This window comes from Pseudoflavonifractor hominis (genome assembly GCF_014288125.1).
Classification (GTDB): Bacteria; Bacillota; Clostridia; order Oscillospirales; family Oscillospiraceae; genus Pseudoflavonifractor_A; species Pseudoflavonifractor_A gallinarum.
On sequence record NZ_JACOPR010000008.1, the window covers coordinates 1 to 22,786 of the forward strand.

Below are 22,786 nucleotides of genomic sequence, written 5' to 3' on the forward strand. Positions count from 1 at the left end.
CGTCGAGGAACTCGTTTATTTTACCACACTCTTTCGAGTCTGTCAAGAACTTTTTTCAAGTTTTTTCGAGGTTTTCAACCTCGAATCACTCGATTTCAGTCCTTTTTCAACGACTTCCGCTCTCCCGAGCGAACTCATTCAGTTTACCACACGCTTCTCACTTTGTCAAGCACTTTTTTCAAGTCCCGCTCGAAGTCCATCCAGCTTCCGCTCGGTTTCTTCTCACTTTTCGACTCGTTTCAGTGCCCTCTCGTGAGGCGCTCAGATAGAATACCACCCCACACCACTTTTGTCAACACCTTTTTTCACTTTTTCTTTCCTTTTTTCGTTTTGCTTGGTTGCCCCCTATTCTTTGCTGCAAAGCAAACGCAAAACATCCCTCTCTGCTACCAGAGAGGGATGTTTCAAATCACCATATCGAATTCTCTTTAGATCAAGCTGATGACAACCAGAAGCACCATAAAGGCAATGGCCACCCACTTGGTCCAGCGGGCCAGCTTTGCGTCCCAGCCCTTCGCCTTATTCTTGGACATAAAGGTGTCTGCCACACCGGCGATGGTGCCGGACAGACCAGCGCTCTTTCCGGACTGGAGCATGACCACCATGATGAGCGCCAGCGCGATCAGAACGAGGACGACACTCAGGATAATCTTCACCACGTTACATCTTTCCTTTCGGCCCTGTGTGGGCGCTATCTTCTTATTGATGGGCTTGACTCTCGCGCCCATTTCAACGCGTGTTTTTTATGATAGCACAAAAGGGGGCCGATTTCAAGAGAAATTTCCCGTTTTTCTTACCGTTCCCGTACCATTCTGCGGCTTCCCCAGCAGGTAGCCAGAAAATAGGCGCCATATACTACCAGAATAATGAGAGCCGTCACGGTGCTGCTGGCCACCGCATCCAATTTCCCAATCTCCGCAATGACATCATTGGCCGCCTTGATCCCCACGATGGAATGGACCACAGCAAGCAGCAGCGGCAGGAAGAAGTAGAGAAAGACCTGAATATCAATGGAGCGGTCACGCATCTTTTCTTCCACACCCAGTTTCTGCAAAACGCGGTAGCGTCCCACATTGTCTGCCGCCTGGGAGAGCATTTGAAGCGCCAGCACTGCCGCGGAAGTGATGAGAAAGATGGTTCCCAGATAGAGCCCGATGAAGAGAACCAGGATCTTGGTCCCCATTGTGTCCAGATAGATAAACTGCTTTGTGCTCAGGGATAAGCCAAAGGCAGATGAGCCATCGGGATCGCTCCCGCGCTCCTCGACCTGGTCGAACAGGGTCTCATCCCAGACGTTCCAGAGCAGCTCCTCCGCATGTTCCTGGTCCACCCCTTCCGCGTAATCTCCTGCCAGATAATACTGGCGAAGCCATATTGTCTCCTTCTGCACGGTCTCCATTGCCTCGTCGGGCAGGATAATGACATCCGACAGGTCGATCTCACTGGTATAGAGCGCCCCGGTATGGTACACCTTGGGGTCGGGCGCATAGACATGGCCGCCAATCGAAAAAAGCGCCCCATCCTGCCAGGCCTCCCGCTCAGGCTTCCCGTAAGATTCCGGTTCGGTCCCCTCGGCCATGCCGCAGGTATTGGGCGCCAGAACCAAGGGCTTCTCTCCCCGCAGCGCGGTAAGGGCGTTGAAGTCTGAGAGGGACATGACATAGGCGTCGTTCAGTTCCCGGCCATCCTCCGCCAGCGGAATGGGTTCGTCCAGTTTTACTGCATACCGGCACACCACAGCAAAGTCGCCCAACCAGTTTTCCGGATCAAATCCCGCCTCCTCCAGTGCATCGGGCAGGTCCTCCCGCGCAAAGACAAAGTAGTCGTCATCCAGCCGCAGGGTCATGTCCAGCGGTGCAGTCCGCTCCACATTTCCCTCCACCGTGCTGTTCACCCCCACCGAACAGGCGGTGATCCCGATGGCCAGCAGGAGCAGCAGGCATACCACCGTCATGGAGAGATAGTTCGTGTTGATCTTGGTGTTGAATTGCCGCAGTACAAACATATTGAGGTTTTGATAATAGAGCCTCTTCCGGCTCTGACAGATCCGGAGCAGAAAGCCAGACAGCGACCGGAAAAAGAGCAGGGTCCCCGCCGTACCGAGGGCCAGCATCAGCCAGAAAATGCGGTCAATGGTCAAAAGCCCCCGTTTCAGCAGCAGTCCATAGGCCACGGCCAGAAGGACCACTCCCAGCACAAACATCACCGCAGAGGCGGCCACGGAACGAAGGCGGATCTGCTCATTCTGCCGCTGTGCCTGCAGAAGGCGGATCAGCTTCTGCCGCGCCACCAGCACACAGTTGCAGATCATCACTGCCAGAAAGATCACGCTGAAGTAGAGGACTGTCTTTCCCACGCCTCTCCAGGAAAAGACAAAGTGGAACTCGTCTACCGTCATCTGAAAGAGACTGGCCGTAAAGGCCGAGAGAAACTGTGCCAGGAAGAATCCCAGTCCAAGGCCGAACACCAAGGCCAGAAGTCCAATGAACATGGTCTCCGCGAACAGAAGCACCGCAATGGTCTTCTGCCCCATCCCCAGCAGCAGATAGGTGCCCAACTCCCGCTTTCTCCGCCGGAGAAGAAAGGTATTGGCATAGAGGATGAGTCCAGCCAGCACCACCGACACAAAGACCGACACCACATCGGTCAGCTGGAGGATGGCCCGGACATAGTCGGAGTTTTGTTCTGCCAGAAGCTCCATGACCCACTGGTTTTCCAGGGAGTTGAATACGTAAAAGACGCATACCCCAAAGAGCAGTGTAATGAAATAGATGGCGTAATCCCGCATGCTCCGGGTGACATTTTTTCGGGCCAGTTTAAAGAACATCGCCGGAGTCACCTCCCAGAAGGGTCACGACCTCGATGATCTCTCCAAAGAAATCCTTGCGGCTCTTGTTGCCCCGCACCAACTCGGTAAACTGCCGTCCATCCTTGATGAAGAGGATGCGGTGACAGTAGCTGGCGGTAAAGGCGTCGTGGGTCACCATCAGGATGGTGGCCTCCCGCTCCCGGTTGAGGGCCTCAAAACGGTCCAGCAGCAGGCGGGCCGACTTGGAGTCCAGCGCTCCGGTTGGCTCATCGGCCAGGATGAGGGCCGGATTTGTGATGATCGCCCGGGCGGCAGCCGTACGCTGACACTGTCCGCCCGACATCTGGTAGGGATATTTGTTCAGACAGTCTTCAATCTCCAGCAAACGGGCGGTCTCCCGCACTCTCCCCTCGATTTTTCCGACCGGAGTCCTGCGGATGGTCAGTGCCAGGGCAATGTTTTCAAAGGCCGTCAGCGTGTCCAGCAGATTGCAGTCCTGAAAGATGAAGCCCAGGCGCTCCCGCCGGAACCGGGAGAGCTGCTTGCTGTTCAGTCGGGTGATCTCCCGGCCGTCAATGACGATCTGCCCCGCTGTGGGCGAATCGATGGTGGACACACAGTTGAGCAGGGTGGTCTTGCCCGAGCCCGAGGCGCCCATAATGCCCACAAATTCTCCGGGCAGCACCTCCAGACTGATATCGTCGATGGCCCGGGTCACATTGCCCCGGCCTCCATAGTACTTCTGCAAATGGGACACCGTAAGGATGGGCTCCATCATATCTCCTCCTTTGCTGCCTCCATTGTACCCGGTCTCAGCCCCTGGTGCCATCGAATCCCCTTACAGAAAGGTGACATTTTTGTCAGGTTTCACTCTGTTTTTCAGATCAGCCAAAAGCCGACCCAGCCGGCTGCCACAGCCAGAAGAGCCCCGGCCAGTACATCCCTCGGAAAATGGACGCCACCCAGCACCCGGGCCGCCGCCAGCAGGAGCCCGACCGCCAGAAAGACCCATCCCATGGCCGGGCAGAGATACCACCACACCATGTCAATGAGGAAGACGCTGAACACATGGCGGCTGGGGAACGACTTCCCCCGGGTATCCTTGTGGATCAGGGGCTGGATCTCCAACACCTCATAGGGTCTCGGAACATTCAATCCCCGGCGCAGAACACTGAGCAGCACAAAGGAGATCCCCGGCACCAGAGCCGCCCGCCAGAAGCGCCCGTCCCGGTTCCAGATGAGCCAGAGCAGCAGCAGTGGATAACAGAGATAACATGCGCCAGTCAGTATGCTATTGAGCTGTTTCAGACGCAGTGCCCCTTTGGGATGCCGGGCAATGGGCGCCGTCCAGCGCTCGTATTGTTCTTTTGTCATCCGAATCCTCCTAAATCCCGAGCTGGTCTGGAGCGAACGTTTTCCTCCAAACAGGGCTCGATTTTGATTTGCATTATACCGATTCTCTCCCCGGTATACAAGGGCGGCGTTGTAATCGCCCCGGGGATGGGTTACAATAAAATGAAACAAAGCAGAAAGGAGAGGGTGCCTTGCTCCAACTCTGGATGATCTCTCACGCGTCGGGCAAGCAGGACGCCCACAGCCTGCTGCACACCATTCTGAAAAAGTACTATGGATGTATTGACCCGACCTTTTCCACGCTTCCCGGTGGAAAACCGGTGCTGGCAGATTCTGCCCTCCACTTCAATCTCAGTCACAGCGGCCCCTTCGCCCTGTGCGGTGTGGGGGACCATCCCCTCGGCGTGGATGTGGAGCGGATCAAGCCACGCCGTCCCAGCCTTCCCCGCTATGTCCTCTCCGATACAGAGTGGGACTGGTTTACCGCCCGGGGCAGCCGCTGGGAGGACTTTTATACCCTCTGGACCCTGAAGGAGAGCTATGTGAAATATACCGGCCGCGGTTTGGACTGCGCCCCCCGCTCCATTGTCGTTCCTCTGCTCTCCCCCGGGCAGAGCGGCACACAGGCCGGACTCTGGTTCTGTGCCTGGGGCGGCGAGGGCTGGCGGGCCGCCTGCTGTGGGGAGGAGGTCCCCTCCTCCCTTTCTTTAGACTCTCTCACTCTGACCGAATCAAAAAGGAGAACTTATGACAAAATCCCATTCTGAGATCACCGGACTCTACCAAGCCGCCGGACGGGGCTTCGGCTTCGTCACCCCCGAGGGGGCCGCCGGACGGGAAGAGGACTATTTCATCCCGCCCCGGGCGGAACACGGCGCCTGGCACGGAGACACCGTCGCCATCCGTCCCGATCCCGGCCCCGCCGCACCGGGTGAAAAGCGCACTGCGAAAGTCACAGCCATTCTCCGACGGGGCAACCCCACCGTCACCGGCTCGGTGCGCAAGCACGGCCGGGAGGCCTGGCTGGTCCCCGCGGGGGACAAGCTGCGGGAGCCCATCCAGATCGTGGGCAAGCACCGGGCCCACGCTGGGGACCGGGCGGCGGTCCAGGTGACCAGCTATGGCACCTCCAAGCAGCCTCCCATGGGCACCCTGCTGGAGGTCTTCGGCCGGGACGGCAGCCGGGAGGCCGCTGTGGAGTCCATTCTCTTTGACCAGCATATCCAGCGGGAATTTCCGCCTCAGGTGCTGGAACAGGCCCGGCAGGCTCCCCAGGAGGTGCCCGCCTCTGCCCGGACCGGCCGTCTGGATCTCCGGGAGAAATGCATCATCACCATCGACGGCGCCAGCGCAAAAGATCTGGATGACGCCGTCTCTCTGGAGCGCGATGAGCAGGGCCGACCGGTCCTCGGCGTTCACATCGCCGATGTGAGCCACTATGTCCCCATGGGTTCTCCCCTGGATGTGGAGGCCTGGCAGCGGGGTACCTCGGTCTATTTTGCCGACCAGGTCATCCCCATGCTGCCCACGGAGCTCTCCAACGGCATCTGTTCCCTGAATCCCCAGGTGGACCGCCTGACTCTCTCCTGTATCATGACTCTGCATCCGGATGGCTCCGTAGCGGACTACACCATCGCCCAGTCGGTCATCCGCACGACGGAACGCATGACCTACGAGGACTGTAATCTCCTCCTCTCGGACGCTGACCCCGCCCTGGCCCAGCGGTATGCCCACATTCTTCCCATGCTGCGGGACATGGCCGCCCTGGCTCAGATCTTGGAGGCCCGCCGGAAGCGCCGCGGAAGCCTGGATCTGGCCAGTCGGGAGAGCTATATTCTCTGCGATGAGGAGGGGCACCCTGTCTCCATCCAGGCCCGGACCCCTGGCGTCAGCGAGGGGCTCATCGAGTCCTTCATGCTGGCCGCCAACGAGTGCGTGGCCGCACATCTCTCCCGCCTGGACGCCCCCGCGGTCTACCGCATCCACGAAAAGCCCTCACAGGAAAAGACCGAGGCTCTGCGCGCGCTTCTCTCCCCTCTGGGTTACTCTTTCCGGGAGGCCGACCACTTCTCCCTGCAAAATCTGCTGGATGAGTCCCGGGGAAAGCCCGAGGAATTTCTGGTCCACACCGCGGTTCTCCGTGCCCTGATGAAGGCCCGGTATGATCCCCAGAACCTGGGGCACTTTGGGCTGGCCGCCTCGGATTACTGCCACTTCACCTCTCCCATCCGGCGCTATCCCGACCTGATGGTCCATCGCACCCTGACCGCACTGCTGGAGGGCACCCTGACCGGAAAGGCAGGGCAGAAGCTCTCCTCCGCCGTCCCAAAGGCGGCCAAACAGGCCTCCGAGCGGGAACTGGCCGCCCAGACCGCCGAGCGTGAGATTGAGAAATGCTATCTGGCGGAGTTTATGGCCGACCATGTGGGCGAGACCTTCCCCGCTGCGGTCTCCGGTGTGACCCGGTTCGGACTCTTCGTTCTGACCGCCCTGGGCGTGGAGGGCTTCCTCCCGGTGGAGGCTCTCCCCGGCGGGCGCTATGCCTTTGACGAGAGCCGCATGACCCTCACCGGCCCCGGCGGAGATGTCTTTACACTAGGGACACTTTTGGAAGTGGTCTGTGCTTCCGCCGATCCCGGAAGCGGACAAATCAGTTTCCGCTTCCCCGGTATGGCTCCCGGCATTCCTCCGCGCCGCATCTCCCGGGAGGGTGAGCGACCCGCGGAGCGCCGGGTCGGTAAGCGGCCCTCCCGGAAAGCAGGTCCCATTTCAAAATCCAGAAAGGGGCGAAAAAAGCGATGACGAAATATAATATTTTGTCGTCATTATTCCTTTTTGTATTTCTTTTCACCGGTTGTACTCCCAAATTGTCCGAACCCACGCCCTCCCCATCCGCTTCACCCACAGCAGTCTCTTCCACCCCATCTCCCACTCCCACCCCCTCCCCTACCCCTACGCCAGACCCCGTCCAGGAGCAGTTGGATTCCATGACCCTGGGCCAAAAGGTGGGGCAGCTTCTGGTGGCCGGGATGGAAGGGTATACGCCAGGGGAGGACGCACTCTCCGCCATCCAGACCTATCAGGTGGGCGGTATCATCCTCTTCTCCCGCAATGTGGAGAGCGCGCAGCAGCTGGCCCAGCTGACCAATGCACTCAAAGAGGCCAACGGAGATTATGTCCCCTTGCTGCTCTCCATCGACCAGGAGGGGGGACGGGTTTCCCGAATGCCCCCGGAGGTGGCCTCCCTCCCCGCTCCCCTGGTCTTTGGACAAACGGGTGACGCCACCCTGGTCACGCGCTTCGGCAGGGTCCTGGGAGCGGAGTGCGCCGCCTTCGGACTGAATACCGACTATGCTCCCTCGCTGGACATCTGGTCCAATCCGGAAAATACGGTGATCGGCGATCGTGCTTTTGGCTCATCGGCCCAGACAGTGGCTCAGCTGGGGACCGCCGCCTGGCAGGGTGTGGCTGACCGGGGCGTGGTCCCGGTGGTCAAGCACTTCCCCGGCCACGGGGACACCGAGACCGACTCCCACCTGGGACTCCCCGTGGTGGAAAAATCACTGGCCGAGTTGAAAGAGGAAGAGCTTCTCCCCTTTCTCACAGCCATCGAGCAGCAGGTCCCAGCCGTAATGGTGGCCCATATCCTGGAACGCGGGATTGACGAGGATTACCCGGCTTCCCTCTCCCACAAGGTGGTCACCGGCCTCCTGCGGGAAGAGCTTGGCTTTCAGGGCGTCGTCTGTACCGACGACCTGACCATGGGTGCCATCTCCCAGACCTACGGGATGGATGAGGCCGCTGTCCTGGCTCTGGAGGCCGGATGTGACCTGCTTCTGGTCTGCCATGGGGCGGACAACCTCTCATCCGCCTATACAGGGATTTTGTCCGCCGTGGAGGAAGGCCGTCTCACCGAGGCGCGCCTGGATGAGAGCCTCTACCGCATTCTCACGCTCAAGCGTACCTATCACTTCACCAACGACCCGGTGCCCGCCCCCGATGTGGACACTCTGAACGCACAGATCTCCTCCCTCTTGGACCAGCTCCCCCGATGATCTTCCACATTCGGTTCAAAAATGTGTAAAAGGAGCCCGGACACACCAGCGTCCAGGCTCCTTATTTGTATAAAAAAGGACGTCACATGGCTTTGTCCATGTGACGTCCTTTCTGTTTTTCTCTTAGAATTCGGCGTTGCCCACCGTACGGGGATGGAGCTCCACATCGCGGATGTTGTTCACGCCGGTGAGGTACATGACCATGCGCTCAAAGCCCAGGCCATAGCCCGCATGCTTGCAGGAACCATAGCGGCGCAGGTCCAGATACCACCAGTAGTCCTCGGGATTCATGCCCAGCTCGCGGATGCGGTTCTCCAGCAGCTCCAGGCGCTCCTCACGCTGGGAACCGCCGATGAGCTCGCCGATGCCGGGTACCAGGCAGTCGGCGGCAGCCACCGTCTTTCCGTCGTCGTTGAGGCGCATATAGAAGGCCTTGATGTCCTTGGGATAGTCGGTCACGAAGACGGGCTTCTGGAAGACCACCTCGGTGAGGTAGCGCTCGTGCTCGGTCTGGAGGTCGCAGCCCCACTCCACCTTGTAGTCGAACTTGTCATTGTTCTTCTTCAGGATCTCCACCGCGTCGGTGTAGGTCACCCGCACGAAGTCAGAGGAAGCCACATGCTCCAGCCGCTCCTTGAGGCCCTTGTCCACAAAGGAGGAGAAGAAGTTCATCTCGTCGGGGCACTTCTCCATCACCGTGCGGATGATATACTTGATCATGTCCTCAGCGGTGTCCATATAGTCGTTCAGATCGGCAAAGGCCATCTCCGGCTCGATCATCCAGAACTCGGCGGCATGGCGCTGGGTGTTGGAGTTTTCCGCCCGGAAGGTGGGACCAAAGGTGTAAACATTGCCGAAAGCCATAGCGAAGTTCTCGGCATTGAGCTGGCCGGAGACCGTGAGGTTGGCCCGCTTGCCGAAGAAATCCTGGCTGTAATCCACGCTGCCGTCCTCGTTCTTGGGAGGATTGGCCAGATCCAGCGTGGTCACCTGGAACATCTCACCCGCACCCTCGCAGTCACTGGCGGTGATGAGCGGCGTGTGGACATACACAAAGCCCCGATCCTGGAAGAAGCAGTGGATGGCATGGGCAGCCACAGAGCGTACACGGAACACCGCGGAGAAGAGGTTGGTACGGGGACGCAGATGCTGGATGGTACGCAGATACTCCACGCTGTGACGCTTCTTCTGGAGGGGATAGTCCGGGGTAGAGGGGCCCTCCACCGTGATGGTCTGCGCCTTGAGCTCCAGGGGCTGCTTGGCCTCCGGCGTCAGGACTACCGTACCGGTCACCACAAAAGAGGTGCCCACATTGCACTTGGCAATCTCTTTGAAGTTTTCCACCTCATTGTCGGCAAAGACGACCTGAAGGTTTCGGAAGCAGGAGCCGTCATTGAGCTCCAGAAAACCGAAGGTCTTCATGTCCCGGATGGTGCGGGCCCAGCCGCAGACGGTGACGGTCTGTCCGCCAAAGGCCGCCTGATCGGCAAAGATCTGTGCGACAGTGGTTCGTTTCATGGTGGTTCAACTCCATTTTATCAAAGTAAGTCACCGTTTAGTATATCATTATTTCCCGATTTTGCAAGCATTCCTTGTTCTTTTGGGCATGAAACTTTATGCACTTTGTCCTTGCCGCCGGAAGCGCCTCCAAGCGCTTCCCAGGAGGTTCCCCAGCAGGACAAAACAGAACGCAATGGGAACCATAATCCCGTCGGCCATGTTGGAGATCAAACGGGCCAGCGGAATAAACAGAAGAACCGCACCCGCACAGGCCAGCGGATAAAGGGGACAGAAGCCTTCTCTCCTTCCCAGAGAGAAGCCGGAGAAAAGCCCTCCCACCGGCAGCAGCACAAACCCATACAGAACGCTGAGCAGCGGCTTAGGCGGGCCATCCAGAAGGCGCAGAAGAAACGGCAGTACAAGGCACAGGATAACCGCAAATCCCAGGTAGGGGAGGCTCTCCTTCCATTTCAGCAGGGAGGGGCCTGGAGCGAGACCCAATTTTTCCCGGATGGCGGCCACCTCGGCATACCACCCCACCCAGCGCCCCAGCCAGATGAGCAGATATACCGCCGTCAACAGCGCCAGATAGAACAGCAGGATCTCCCAGGACCAAATCCACCCCAATGTCCAGGCCGTCAGAGTAACGAGCAGGGCCGTCACCGCAAAGTGTGCCAAAGACCGGCAGACCAGCGCCGCTCCGCTCTCCGCAAAGGGCATGGTGGCCACTCCCACTGTGCCGCCCAGACTAAAGTAGAGTATACTCTGAATCACCAGCGCCAGCGGAGCCGATCCAGTCCACTCGCTCAGCGCCAGACTGACCAAGCGCGGAGGCGTACTGTTGAGCAGCGGGGGCGCACCCGCGCTCCATCCGTTTATCACCGCCCCCAGAAACGACAGCGTTACCAATCCCACAAGGCCGCCCGCCAGAATATGTACCATCCATGTTCTCCGCCGTGCTCTCATATCCATCCCTCCTGTGTCATGATAATTCCAGCGCTTCTTTGATTTTTTTCACAAAACGGCGGGAGACATAGCACACCGTTCCTCCATCCAGAGTGATGCGGATTGTTCCAGTCAGGGACAGATCCAGCGCTGTGATCTTCCGCAAATTGATGATCTCCGAGTGAGAAATCCGGACAAAGACATGCCGATCCAGCTTATTCTCCAGCTCATAGAGCCTCTCTTTCAGGTCATAGGTACCCTGTTCGTTTTCCGCCTTTACACGTCCCCCCTGGGCATAACAGCGCAGCAGGGAGTCCGCGCAAAGGGGAATCACCTGCTCCCCCAGTCGTCCCAACAGCACCTTTTCGTCCAAATCCATCAGCCGCTCTACCAATGCCCTTACTTCCGGCCCGTCCCGCTCTGCCTCCACAACCACCCGAATTCCTTCTGTTCCAGGCCGATAACGGACCTCCACCTGCACAATCCTCCCCTCCTTTCTCCTATGGTTTTAGTATATAAAACTTTCCGGAATGCGTCTATTCTTTTCCCATACATGGCCGTTTTGCACAGATAAGTGGTGCCTTTTCCGCTCCCCTTCCATCGCTTTTTCTAAAAAATATCTTGACATACTAAAAACTTTTCTTTATGATTAGCCATACAAAAAAGAACCGGTCTTTTCATTTTCTGTGGAAAGGAGATCACCGCCCCGCGCACGCAGTGCTCATACCAGCTACCATGGCATATGAAAGAAAAGTAATATGGAGGTCTTTAAGATGAATACTGCAGGAACATCCAACCACACCGACCGACGGGACGAAGACCGTCGTCTGATCTATCAACTCGACGGCAGACCCCGGCTGCGTACCGCCCTTCCCTTGGGCATGCAGCACGTCCTGGCTATGTTTACGTCAAACCTCGCCCCCATCCTCATCATTGCCGGGGCATGTAATCTCTCCGCCGCACAGACCGTTATTATGGTGCAGTGCGCCATGTTTGTCTCCGGTCTCACTACTTTCATTCAGCTCTATCCCATCAAGCTGGGCAAGAATAAGCAGATCGGCGCCAATCTTCCCATTGTCATGGGCACCTCCTTCGCCTTTGTTCCCACTGCCTCCACCATTGCGGCCACAGGCGGCATCGGAGCGGTCCTAGGCGGAAGCCTCTTGGGAAGCCTGACCGAAGTGATCATGGGCTTCTTCTATAAGTATATCCGCCGCTTCTTCCCCCCTCTGGTGGTGGGAAGCACGCTGGTCACCATCGGTGTAAACCTGCTCGGAGTCGGTGTGGACTATTTTGCCGGCGGCGCCGGTGCGGCCGACTACGGTTCCATCCGGAATCTCGCCATCGGCTTTATGGTTCTGGCCATCATTGTCCTGCTTCAGCGCTTTGGAAAGGGCCTGGTCAAGAACTCCGCAATCCTGATCGGTCTCGTTGTGGGTTATGTGGTCTGCGCCTTCCTGGGTATGGTGGACACCTCTACCATTACCGAGGCCGGCTGGGTAAGCCTGCCTCTGCCCCTGCAGTTTAAGCTCGTCTTCACTCCCTCTGCTGTCCTGAGCTTTGCCGCACTGTACATCGTCTCCGGCCTGGAGACCATCGGCAACACCTCTGGCATCACCATTGCCGGCTTCGACCGTGAGGCTACCGAGCGCGAGACCTCCGGCGCCATTTTGGCCGACGCACTGGGCTCCACCACCGCCGCATTCTTTAATGCACTGCCCAACACCGCCTTTGGTCAGAACGCAGGCATCGTCTCCATGACCAAGGTGGTCAACAAGTGGTGCATCGCCACTGGCGCTTTTGTACTGATGATCTGCGGCTTCCTGCCCAAGCTGGGCGCCGTGTTCTCCGCCATCCCCTCTGCCGTTCTCGGCGGCGCCGTTATCTCCGTGTTCGGCATGATCCTGATCAACGGCATCAAGATGATCGCCAAGGCCGGCTTCAGCGAGCGCAATGTTCTGGTTCTGGGCATCACCTTTGCTCTGGGCCTGGGCCTCGGCAGCCATCCCGAAGCGGTGGCGCAGCTCCCCGGCGTTCTGCGCTTCATCTTCTCTGACTCGGTGGCCGCCACCTGTATCGTAGCCATCCTGGCCAACCTGATCTTCCCCATGAAGGATAAGGAAGACATCGAGCGGGCCAAGAAGGCCATGACCGACGCCGACTGATCGTTCCCGTCACACAAAAACCACAGTCCACTGTGCCGCTCCGGCCATGGACTGTGGTTTTCTTTCTCCGTTAAAAAAGTCCGGTATGGCAAAGCCATACCGGACTTTTTACACGTATTTAGGATGCCGTAGCCGCCTGTGTTCCCTTTACGCCTGCCATCAGCAGACCAATGCCCTCTTTTGTGGCGTCCCGATCCCGGACCACGCCCATGCATTCGCCCTCATAGATCACGGCGATCTGATCACTCAGCTCCAGAATCTCATCCAGCTCTGTGGAGACCAGCAGGATGGCACATCCCTCGGCACGGGCCTTCAGCAGGCATTTATGGACAAACTCCGTGGCGCCGATATCCAGTCCGCGGGTCGGGTGGACCGCCACCAGGAGCTTCGGATCCTGCTCCAGGATGCGTCCCACGATGATCTTCTGCTGATTGCCGCCGGAGAGCGCACCGGCCGGCACCTCCAAAGAGGCCGCACGGATGTCATAGAACTCCTGAAGGCTTTTGGCTTTTTCCTGGATGGCTTTCTTTTGGAGCAGGTGGCGCTTGGTGTAGGGCCGGTCCTGGATGGTCTCCAAAAAGAGATTTTCTTTTACCGACATGGAGAGCACCAGGCCCTGCTTATGCCGGTCCTCGGGGATATGTCCCACACCCGCGTCAATAAACTCTCTGGGGGTTTTTCCGGTCATATCCACCCCTTGGATGCGAATAGCGCCCCCCGTGGCGGGAAGCAGGCCGGTGATTCCCTTGACCAGCTCCGACTGTCCGTTTCCGTCTACACCGGCAAGACCTACGATCTCTCCGGCACGGATCTGGAGGCTGAACTCCTTGATGATCTCCTTCTTGGCCTCATTGCAGACCGAGAGGTGATCCAGTTCCAGCACCACTTCCCCAGCCTCCTGCTCCGGCTTCTCCACGCCCAGTGTGACCTGACGGCCCACCATGGCAGAGGCCAGTGCCTCCGGATTGCAGTTGGCCAGATCGTCGATGCAGCCGGTGATCTTTCCCCGGCGGAGAATGCTGATCCGGTCGCTGATGCTCATGAGCTCATTGAGTTTGTGGCTGATAAAGACGATGCTGACGCCATCCTTCTTCAGCCGCTCCAGGGTGGCAAAGAGCTCGGTAATCTCCTGGGGGGTAAGTACAGCGGTGGGCTCATCCAGAATTAAGATCTTCGCCCCCCGGAACAGTACCTTCAGGATCTCCACCCGCTGCTGCTCGCCCACGGAGAGGGTGGATACCAACGCATGGGGATCCACTCTCAGGTCGTATTTCTCACTGGCTGCGGCAATTTTGGCCTCTGCATCCTTAATATCCAGGCGCAGCTCCTTCTGCATGCCCAGCACGATATTCTCCGCCACCGTAAAGGCAGGGATGAGCATAAAGTGCTGATGCACCATTCCGATCCCCAGCTCAATGGCGTGCTTGGGGGAAGAAATCTCCACCGGCTTTCCATTCAGATAGATCTCGCCCTCGTCCGCGCCGTAGACGCCGTAAATCACATTCATCAGGGTGGACTTACCCGCGCCGTTCTCACCCAGCAGTGCATGGATCTCACCGGGATAGAGGTCAAAGCTGATATGGTCGTTGGCCACATTGCTTCCAAACCGTTTTGTAATGTTGTGTACGCGCAATACCGGTTCCATTCAGTTCCCTCCCATTCTGCTGCGGCGGGCGGAGCGGCGGCGTCCCTTGTCCTTTTCAAAGGGAATGCTGTTGGCCGCCGGTCCCTTGGCCGCGCCCATAAAGAAGACCAGCGCAAAGAAGGTGATGAGATAGGGCATCATCATGTAGAAGTAATAGGGAATATCAAAGATGGTCTGCATCCGCAGCTGCAGCGCGTCGCCCGCGCCGAAGAGGATGGCGGCCAGCGCAGCGCCCACAGGCGTCCACTTGCCAAAGACCACCGCGGCATAGGCAATGAAGCCACGGCCGGAGGACAGGTTATCATAGAAGGTATTGAGTCCTGTCAGGGTCAGGCTGGCTCCGGCCAGTCCGCAGAACAGGCCCGTGGTGAGGACCGCCAGCCAGCGGATGCGGATGACGTCCACACCCGCCACATCCAGCGCCTGGGGATTTTCACCGGCGGCCCGCAGCTCCAGGCCCCGGCTGGTACGGAACAGGAAGAGGTTGAGGAGGATAAGCAGCACCACCGCAGCGTAGGTCAGCGGATGCTGGCTGAACAGGACCGGCCCCACAAAGGGCAGATCGCTCAGAACCGGAATATCCAGGTTGGCCATGCCAGGGCAGCTGGCCATCTGCGAATCGGTCCCGAAGAGGAAGCGGAAGAGTGTACTGGTAATACCGAGGGCCAGCGTGTTCAGGCCCACCGCGGACACCACCTGGTTGACCTTTACCTTAATACTCATAAAGGCGTGCAGTGCGGCCAGGAAGAGGCTCCCCACCATGGCGGTCAGAACGCCCAGCCATACGTTTTGGAAGAGATACGATCCCAGGTATCCGAAAAAGGCTCCCATCAGGATCTGTCCTTCCAGCGCCATGTTCAGAACACCGGAGCGCTCGGAAATGACGCCGCCCAGGGCCGCCAGCATCAGAGGCGTAGCCAGACGGAACGTGGCGGAGTAGAAATCCGGCGTTAAAAAGATATTCAGAAATTCCATGACTACGCCTCCTTCGCCATACTCTGGCTCTCTTTTTTCCGGAACAGTCCGCCCACCAGGCCGATAAAGTCAATGTTGGCGCGGCTGAAGCCAAGGATGCTCAGGATGATCACGCCCTGAATGATATAGAGGATGGTCACCGGGACGCCCATCATGATCTGCATCACGCTGGCACCGCTGCGCAGCGCGCCCAGGAAGATACCGGCAATCAGGACGCCGATGGGGTGCAGGTTGCCCATCAGGGCCACGGCGATGATATCGTATCCGGTATTGGGGGAGAAGTTCTGTACCATCAGATGCTGATAGCCCATGACCTGAGCCGAGCCGGCCAGTCCGGAGAGGGCGCCGCTGACGATGATGGCCAGGAGCAGATATTTGCGGGTATGGATACCGGAGGTCCGGCTGGCCTCCGCGTTCTGACCGACGGCCCGGAGCTTGAAGCCCACATCTGTCTTGTAGAAGATCAGGAAGAACAGCGCCACAATCAGCAGTGCCATGAGAAAGCTGGTGTTGAGCTCGCTGCCCGACATGATCTTGGAGAGCATGGCCGAGGTCTGGATCTTGGGGGACTGGTGGTTCAGCGCGCCCGGCTCTTTGAAGAAGCTGGAGAGGGCGTAGTTGACAAAATACACGCCCACATAGTTGAGCAGCACCGATGTCACCGTCTCGTTATAGCCCTTGGAAATTTTCAAATAGCCGGGAATCAGGGCCCACAGGCCGCCGAAGATCATGCTGCCCAAAAAGCAGATGGGGATGTGCAGCCAGAAGGGAAGGCCAACCAGATTCACGCCCAGCCAGGTCGCCGCAAAGGCACCCAGATAGAGCTGACCCTCACCGCCGATATTAAAGATACCGCACCGGAAAGAAAGGGCAATGCCCAGGCCGCCCAGAATCAGCGGGGTCGCCAGCAGCAGGCTGGCGCCCAGATTGCTCTTTCCGATGAATGCGCCCTGAAACAGGGCCATAAAGGTCTCCACAGGATCCACACCCTGCCAGAGCAGCAATGCGCCGATGATGGCGAATGCCAGCAGCAGAGCAATCACGATGGAAATGAGGTAATTCACCATCGCACGGGCTCGCTTGTTCATGATCACTCCTCCAATATCTTTCCGAGTCCCTCTGAATGCACAAGTGGTGCAGCAACGGTCGGTCGCTGCACCACTTGGGGTCACGCTTCTGTCGCTCGTGTTCCTCTCGGATTCCGAGATCGAAATTCAGTTTTAGTACAGAGTGGGAATCTCCAGCTTGCCGTCCAGATAGTCCTGCATGGCCGCCTCTACTTCGGCCGCCTGCTCTTCGGTCAGTCCGTAGAACTCAGACATGCCCTGGGCGCCGTCCGGCATACCATAGACCTGCACGCCCTGCTCCATGGTACCCTCGAGGTAACGCTCGGCAGTGGCCACATACACATCGCCCACGGACTGGAGACCGGAGCAGATCACCGCGTCGGACAGATCATGCTGATCGCTGACCCAGCCGATGGCCTTGATCCCGGCATTCTCACAGGCCTGGTACACGCCCACAGCATACGCGTCGCCCATGGCCAGCAGTACGTCACAGCCCTTGGAAATCAGAGATTCGGAAGCCTCCTTGGCCTTGGGCAGATCGTCCCAGGAGCCGGTAAAGGCAGTGTACACTTCGATGTCCGGATTGACCGCCTTGGCGCCCAGCTCATAGGTGTCGATGTCCGCCTTGTTGTTGGGGGCATCATCGGGAGGAATAATGCCGATCTTCCCGGTCTCGGAGACCATGGCGGCCGCCATACCGCAGAAGTATCCGCATTCACCAAACTTAAAGACGGTTCCGGTCAGGTTCCCCGCCTCTACATTGGCGTTGACCGCCACGAAGGTGGTATCCGGAAACTCAGGTGCCACCGTGCTCATCGGCTCGCCGAACTCAGCGCCATGACCAAAGATCAGGTCAAAGCCCTGACGGGCGTAAGTCCGAATGACCTGAGGCATCTCGGCAACCGCTACTTTTTCTGTGTAAGCGGTTTCTACCCCGAGGGTCTCCTCAATGCGCTGAAGTCCTTCATATGCACTGGCATTCCAGCCGCCGTCATTCACGGCGCCGCCGCACACCAGAGCTACCTTGACCTCGGACGGGTCCTTTGCTCCCGTGGTCTCCGTCGTTCCTCCAGTCGGGGAACTGGCAGGGGGCGCAGAGTCTTCTGTCCCAACATTTCGCGAGCAGGCCGCCAGGCCAACAGCAAGTGCACCAGCCAGCAAGAGCGCCATCAGTTTCCGTTTCATTTGGGGATACCTCCTTCAATTTCTTAGAACTGTGTCTCTGAACTCCTCCGTTCGCACTTTTTGTAATCGGTTACACTCTTGTTGCATTTACAGTACCACACTTCTGTTCACTTTGCAAGTATTACCTCCGCTTTTTTGTGGTACTTTTGTGTTTTTCTACTAAGTGCATAAATATCGCAAAATATTTTATATCTTAACATCAACTATTTTTTATTAAATATTGCATTAGATGATAAATTATTATCTTTTTCCATATGTACAAGCGGTTACAAGTTCATGCACAAAAAACTCTTCCATATCCATGCTCTCGATGGCCCGGCGGATGGCGCTGCCCTCTCCCCGCACCCAGAGCGAAATGGCGGTATGCCGTTTTGCCATCTCCAGGCGGCGGCAGCGGGTCTCCTCCGCATCCTGCGTCATAGCCGCCAGCGGACAGCTGCTCCATCCCCACAGAATTTCGGATACGCCTTCCCGCTCCAGGGCCTGCACACACTGCGCCATCAGGTCGGCAGCCTCCATAATGCCGGTAAACAGGCTGTTGGGGCCTGCACTCACCACATTTCCCTTCCAGCCCTTTTCTTGCGCCAGGGGGCGGTCAGTCACACCCAGCACATATCCTTCTTCTCCCCGGACGCCATAGATCCCCTGTTCGTCCCGCTGAAAGGCCCGGGCCGTGCCCACCGGGTCATCCAGGAAGAGTTCCAGTGCCGGGATCTGCATCCCGTCGGCCATCTGCCGCTGGGTATAGCTTACCTGTCCACGGCCGCCGCTCAGGCCCTCCAGCACACATTTGGCTGCCATCCAGCCGCCGGGCACGTCCCATCCGGCATCGATCCAGGTCCCCTGCTCCCGCTCTTGTACCGCGCAGTGGTTGGCGCCGGCCTCTTCGATCAGATTCTGAAAACACTGAGCTGCTTTTTCTCTCCATTCCATTCTTACTTTCCTCCATTCGATCCCAAAAAGGCCTGTTCCAACACGCCATGGTGCAGGGCACCGTACGAAAATGAATGCCCGGTACGCAGATTAAAGAAATTGACCCGGCAGGGCGCATCCCACTCCCGGGGCACATTGCGCCAGAGATAATCACAGCGGGCAAAGAGAGTCTCAAAGGGAATCCCGTAGACATCCCCATTCTTGTTGAAGGGCAGGATGGTCTCCAGCCGGGTGATCTCCTCATCCGCACAGTCTACATAGAGGTTGGTCTCCTGCCCGTAGATCAGGCCGTCGTTTACCCGCCCATAGGCCAGCTGTTCATCGTCCACCACCGCTGGGATGGGCGCGCTCCCGCAGGCCTGTACAATGGCGTCGATGGGAAATCCCTGGTCCAGCAGACTGGGCAGGCTCTGCTCCACATTGCGGGCGCAGACCTGGGCCGCTCCGGTCAGAGTTCCCGTCCGGGCGGCCAGCAGGTAGAGATCTCTGGGATGCCGTCCCACGGCTCCGGCGATCAATTCGGTCATCCCCTCATCGGGCAGCTCATCAATCTGGATATGGGCCACGATCTTCCGGGGCGCCGGGTCCCGGTAGGAGACCGCCTGGGCAAAGTGATCCGTTCCGGTGACGGAGCGCAGCGGCCCGGAGACCGAGCGCTTGACCCCCTGATATTCGATGTAGAGAAAGGCATCATGGGCCGCCAGCTCGGCCACGGCCGCCCGGTCCACGAAGATGTTCGTCGTGGGAAGGCGATGGCTCCCCACCTGCATGGTCCCATAGGTCAGCTCTCCTAATCCCCCCAGATTGGACTGGGTAAAATACTTGGCCGCCATCCAGCCTCCCTTGGCAAAGACCCCCATATCCAACACGGTGGCTCCGTTTTTCAGTACATGGACTTGTACCCCCAGCGCGTCCAGATGGGGCAGAATGTTCTCCTCGATGATGCGGCAGGCCCGCTCATTGAGTGAATAGCACACGCTGATTCCTCCTTTCTGTAAGTGATCCATTTGGTTCCCATACCATAAAAACGGCGGTCGCCCGCCGTTTTTATGGTTCTGTTTCTTATTCCCAGCGGAGCAGAATGCGGTGGATCTCCCGGTCGGTATCCGCCCGCTCCATCTCCTCCCGGAGATGCTCCATGGAGCCAAAGCGGAGATTCAGATCTCCAAATTCCACCTGTCCGCTGCCCAGCAGGCGCACGGCCTGTCGGAAGCTCTCCTTGTCATGTCGAATGGCGCCGGTCAGCACCAGCTCTTTGAAGTGGACCAGGTCCAGATCCACCGGCGGCCGTTCCTCATGGGTGGGCGCATAGAGCATGACATCTCCGCCGATCCGGGCGGCGTCCAGACACTCATTGACCGCCGCGGAACCGCCCGCCGTGTAGACAACGGAAGCCGCCCCCATACCGCCGGTCTCCCGGCGTACCCGCTCGGGCCAGTACTCCGCCCCGGGATCCAGCACCAGATCGGCGCCCATCTTGGCTGCACGCTCCCGCCGGGCCGCACTGCGCTGTACCACGATGACCTTGTACCCGCGCAGCTTGAGCAGCTTGAGGAAGAGCAGGCCCATCAGTCCAGCCCCGACGACCACCACGGTATCCCCGGCCACGTTCCGCAGGCGGTTGACCGCTCTCGTCACACAGGCCACCGGCTCGGCCAAGGCCGCGTAGTGAATGGGGGCATCCTCCGGGAAGGGGAAGATCTCATAGCTCTCACACACCAGATAGTCCGAGAAGCCACCCGGACCGGAATAGCCCTTGTCCGAAGGCTTGTCGTTTCCCAGACAGTGGTTGTCATAGCCCCGGCGGCAGAGCTCACACTGATTGCAGCGGACCCATTTCGCCACCGACACCGGCATGCCCACCCGGATCTCTGAGGAGACCGCGGCCCCTGTCTCCACCACCCGGGCGGCGATCTCATGTCCTCCCACAAAGGGGAAGGGCATGCTCTCGGTCCCCGCATAGATATAGCGCTCCCAGGTGCACAGCCCGCAGGCCTCCACTTTTACCAGGACCTGCGTGTCCTTGAGGGGCGGGATCTCCCGTTCCACCTGGCGCAGCTCTCCCACACCGTCGAACTGGATCTGTCTCATTTTCATTGTGCTGCCTCCTCTCCTCCGATGCGGAAGAGCGTTTTCATGCCCTTTTTGTCCAGAAGGTCCTCAAAGGCGGACTGCCAGTCTTCCAGCTCCACCTCGCCGGTCACCACCGGGCTCAGGTCCAGCCGCCCGGTCTCCTCCAGGCGCAGGGCCTGGTGCCAGTCCTTCCAGGTGTGGCAGAAGGTTCCCTGGATCTTCCATTCCCGATAGACCACCTGGTCATAGGGCAGTGTCACCTCTCGGGTGGCGATGCCCACCTGGAGCAGGGTGCCGCCCTTTTTCAGCGCGCTCATGGCACTGCGGATGCCGCCCTGGGCCCCGGAGCAGTCTACCGTCAGGGGATAAGACGCCCCGGGCCGCAGCTCTTCCAGCACGGAGATCCCGGCCGCGTCGGCCCGCTCCAGCCGCTCCCGGTCCACCTGGGTACCCAGCAGCTCCACCTGGCAGCCATAGGCCCGCAGGGTCAGGGCAGCCAGAAAGCCCATGGGGCCGGGTCCCACCACCAGCACCGGCATGCCGGGCTTGACTTCCACCAGCTCCACGGCGTGGATGATGCAGGCCAGCGGTTCGGTCAGGGCGCCCGCCTTCAGGCTCACCCCCTGGGGCAGGGGATGGATGTACTGGGGGTCCACCAGCACATACTCGGCAAAGGCCCCCGGAATATCAAAGCCGATGGAGTGGCGCTGGCTGCAGAGCTGATAGCGCCCGGTCTTACAGTAGGCGCAGCGTCCGCAGGTGGAGGCGGTGTGTTCAGCCGTCACCCGCTGTCCCACTGTAAAACCGCTCACGCCCTCGCCCAGCTCGGCGATGGTGCCGGAAAACTCATGCCCGTGGATCCCCTGGGGCAGGCCGCTCTCTTGCCCCAGGTAAATGTGGAGATCACTGCCGCAAATGCCGGCATAGGCCACCTTGATCTTGACCATACCGGGCGGGGTGACCGGCTCGGGCACCTCACCCATGGCAAAATCCCGCGGGGTATCGCTGTTTCTCAGCAGTGCGCGCATAAGTGTCTCCTTTCCCATCAAAGCCGTACAATGACGCGGTAGGTATCCGGCGAAACCGCCCGGCGGAAGGCATAGTCGATCTTCTCCAGGGGCACCTCTTCGCTGATGAATTCCCGCACATCGATGAGGCCCTCCGACAGCATCCGGGCCGACTCCCGGAAGCTCTCCTTGGTGGTGGAGACCAGACCGGTAAAGTTGATCTCATCATAGTGAATCTTGTTGGGGTCAATGCTCATGGTTCCCTTGGGGTAGATCGCGCCGTAGAACACGATGGTGCCGCCCTTGGCCAGCGCATTGATGCCCTGTTCGGCCGCCTTGGCGCCGCCGGCGGTATAAAAGACCGCCTCTACGCCCCGGCCGTCGGTCATCTCCCGGACCACCGCCAGCAGATCCTCCTTGGTGGGATCCACCACACGGTCGGCGCCCAGGCGCAGGGCTGTGGCCTTCCGCGCCTCGTCCACCTCGGTGATGATGACCTTCAGCCCGCTCAGCTTGGCCACCTTCACATGGAGCAGGCCCATGATCCCGGCTCCGGTGATGACCACGGTATCGCCGTAGGTCACATGGGCCTTCTGCACGCTGCGCAGCACACAGGCCAGAGGCTCAGCCAGGGTGCCCACGGAGAAGTCGATCTCATCGCTGACCTTGTAGACCTGATAGCCCTCAGCCACCATGTACTCGCTCAGTCCACCGGGGCCCCACAGGGTATCGGGCTCGGGGTTGTCACCGCCGTTGGCGCACATATTGTCCATGCCTCTCTGGCAGTAGTAGCACTCGCCGCAGCGGGTGATGGCGGCTACCACCACCTTATCGCCGGGCTGGATGCCGGAAGCCACGCGGCTGCCCACCTGCTCGACCACGCCGCAGACCTCATGGCCGCCGTTAAAGGGATACTGCTCCTTGCCGCCCGTAAAGTAGCGCTGCTCAAAGGTGCACAGACCACAGGCCTTTACCTTGACCAGTACCTGATCCTCCCGGATCTCCGGCATGGGAAATTCCTGAAGCTCCACGGTCTCTTTTGCGGTAATGACTGCCTTTTTCATCTCTATGCTC

Annotated in this window: 20 protein-coding genes; 4 read left to right on the top strand and 16 right to left on the bottom strand. The window is 59.0% G+C overall.

The window, feature by feature from the left end; all coding sequences use genetic code 11:
- Window positions 1–428: 428 nt before the first annotated feature.
- The 4 genes from secG to H8S34_RS11870 form a co-directional block, all read right to left on the bottom strand.
- Window positions 429–659, bottom strand: a complete 231-nt coding sequence (gene secG / locus H8S34_RS11855; RefSeq protein WP_101691301.1) for a preprotein translocase subunit SecG — start codon at window positions 657–659, stop codon at window positions 429–431.
- A 134-nt stretch (window positions 660–793) separates the two neighbouring features.
- The gene (locus tag H8S34_RS11860; RefSeq protein ID WP_186964083.1) at window positions 794–2,827 is read right to left on the bottom strand and encodes an FtsX-like permease family protein; all 2,034 of its coding nucleotides are present in this window, start codon (window positions 2,825–2,827) and stop codon (window positions 794–796) included.
- Complete coding sequence (locus H8S34_RS11865; protein WP_101691303.1) at window positions 2,817–3,584, bottom strand: ABC transporter ATP-binding protein; 768 nt, start codon at window positions 3,582–3,584, stop codon at window positions 2,817–2,819. Before H8S34_RS11865 ends, H8S34_RS11860 begins: the two co-directional genes overlap by 11 nt.
- Window positions 3,585–3,688: 104 nt before the next feature.
- On the bottom strand, window positions 3,689–4,183 hold the full coding sequence (locus H8S34_RS11870; protein ID WP_186964084.1) for a phosphatase PAP2 family protein: 495 nt from the start codon (window positions 4,181–4,183) through the stop codon (window positions 3,689–3,691).
- Window positions 4,184–4,368: 185 nt separating this feature from the next.
- On the opposite strand from H8S34_RS11870, the gene H8S34_RS11875 reads away from it, so the two are divergent.
- The 3 genes from H8S34_RS11875 to nagZ all read left to right on the top strand — a co-directional run bounded on the left by H8S34_RS11875 (window position 4,369) and on the right by nagZ (window position 8,217).
- A complete protein-coding gene (locus H8S34_RS11875) occupies window positions 4,369–4,929 on the top strand; it encodes a 4'-phosphopantetheinyl transferase family protein (protein ID WP_186964085.1) in 561 nt (186 codons plus the stop codon).
- Entirely contained in the window at window positions 4,910–6,964 is a 2,055-nt protein-coding gene (gene rnr, locus H8S34_RS11880; protein WP_186964086.1) for a ribonuclease R, read from the top strand. The genes H8S34_RS11875 and rnr overlap by 20 nt, the downstream gene beginning before the upstream one ends.
- A 185-nt stretch (window positions 6,965–7,149) precedes the next feature.
- The gene (gene nagZ, locus H8S34_RS11885; RefSeq protein ID WP_243208013.1) at window positions 7,150–8,217 is read left to right on the top strand and encodes a beta-N-acetylhexosaminidase; all 1,068 of its coding nucleotides are present in this window, start codon (window positions 7,150–7,152) and stop codon (window positions 8,215–8,217) included.
- A gap of 123 nt (window positions 8,218–8,340) precedes the next feature.
- On the opposite strand, the gene asnS is transcribed toward nagZ, so the two are convergent.
- The 3 genes from asnS to H8S34_RS11900 form a co-directional block, all read right to left on the bottom strand.
- On the bottom strand, window positions 8,341–9,735 hold the full coding sequence (asnS, locus tag H8S34_RS11890) for an asparagine--tRNA ligase (RefSeq protein WP_101691306.1): 1,395 nt from the start codon (window positions 9,733–9,735) through the stop codon (window positions 8,341–8,343).
- A 96-nt stretch (window positions 9,736–9,831) separates the two neighbouring features.
- A complete protein-coding gene (locus H8S34_RS11895) occupies window positions 9,832–10,683 on the bottom strand; it encodes a DUF3021 domain-containing protein (protein WP_186964088.1) in 852 nt (283 codons plus the stop codon).
- A gap of 16 nt (window positions 10,684–10,699) precedes the next feature.
- Window positions 10,700–11,143 carry a LytTR family DNA-binding domain-containing protein gene (locus H8S34_RS11900; protein ID WP_186964089.1) on the bottom strand — a complete coding sequence of 148 codons (444 nt, stop codon included), beginning with the start codon at window positions 11,141–11,143 and terminating at the stop codon, window positions 10,700–10,702.
- A gap of 292 nt (window positions 11,144–11,435) precedes the next feature.
- On the opposite strand from H8S34_RS11900, the gene H8S34_RS11905 reads away from it, so the two are divergent.
- Entirely contained in the window at window positions 11,436–12,827 is a 1,392-nt protein-coding gene (locus tag H8S34_RS11905) for a uracil-xanthine permease family protein (RefSeq protein ID WP_101691309.1), read from the top strand.
- A gap of 118 nt (window positions 12,828–12,945) precedes the next feature.
- Here H8S34_RS11905 and H8S34_RS11910 read toward each other — a convergent pair whose 3' ends face one another.
- The 9 genes from H8S34_RS11910 to H8S34_RS11950 all read right to left on the bottom strand — a co-directional run bounded on the left by H8S34_RS11910 (window position 12,946) and on the right by H8S34_RS11950 (window position 22,776).
- A complete protein-coding gene (locus tag H8S34_RS11910; RefSeq protein ID WP_101691310.1) occupies window positions 12,946–14,472 on the bottom strand; it encodes an ABC transporter ATP-binding protein in 1,527 nt (508 codons plus the stop codon).
- Entirely contained in the window at window positions 14,473–15,447 is a 975-nt protein-coding gene (locus H8S34_RS11915; RefSeq protein ID WP_101691311.1) for an ABC transporter permease, read from the bottom strand.
- Between the two features lie 2 nt (window positions 15,448–15,449).
- Window positions 15,450–16,535 carry an ABC transporter permease gene (locus H8S34_RS11920; protein ID WP_186964090.1) on the bottom strand — a complete coding sequence of 362 codons (1,086 nt, stop codon included), beginning with the start codon at window positions 16,533–16,535 and terminating at the stop codon, window positions 15,450–15,452.
- 132 nt (window positions 16,536–16,667) lie between these two features.
- Entirely contained in the window at window positions 16,668–17,699 is a 1,032-nt protein-coding gene (locus tag H8S34_RS11925; RefSeq protein WP_186964091.1) for a BMP family protein, read from the bottom strand.
- 240 nt (window positions 17,700–17,939) lie between these two features.
- Entirely contained in the window at window positions 17,940–18,632 is a 693-nt protein-coding gene (locus H8S34_RS11930) for a methenyltetrahydromethanopterin cyclohydrolase (protein ID WP_186964092.1), read from the bottom strand.
- Between the two features lie 2 nt (window positions 18,633–18,634).
- Complete coding sequence (locus H8S34_RS11935) at window positions 18,635–19,609, bottom strand: methenyltetrahydromethanopterin cyclohydrolase (RefSeq protein ID WP_186964093.1); 975 nt, start codon at window positions 19,607–19,609, stop codon at window positions 18,635–18,637.
- 85 nt (window positions 19,610–19,694) lie between these two features.
- A complete protein-coding gene (locus tag H8S34_RS11940; RefSeq protein ID WP_186964094.1) occupies window positions 19,695–20,729 on the bottom strand; it encodes a zinc-dependent alcohol dehydrogenase in 1,035 nt (344 codons plus the stop codon).
- Window positions 20,726–21,733, bottom strand: coding sequence for a zinc-dependent alcohol dehydrogenase (locus H8S34_RS11945; RefSeq protein ID WP_180956706.1), 1,008 nt, complete (start codon window positions 21,731–21,733; stop codon window positions 20,726–20,728). Before H8S34_RS11945 ends, H8S34_RS11940 begins: the two co-directional genes overlap by 4 nt.
- A 17-nt stretch (window positions 21,734–21,750) precedes the next feature.
- Window positions 21,751–22,776, bottom strand: coding sequence for a zinc-dependent alcohol dehydrogenase (locus tag H8S34_RS11950; RefSeq protein WP_101691318.1), 1,026 nt, complete (start codon window positions 22,774–22,776; stop codon window positions 21,751–21,753).
- Window positions 22,777–22,786 lie beyond the last annotated feature (10 nt).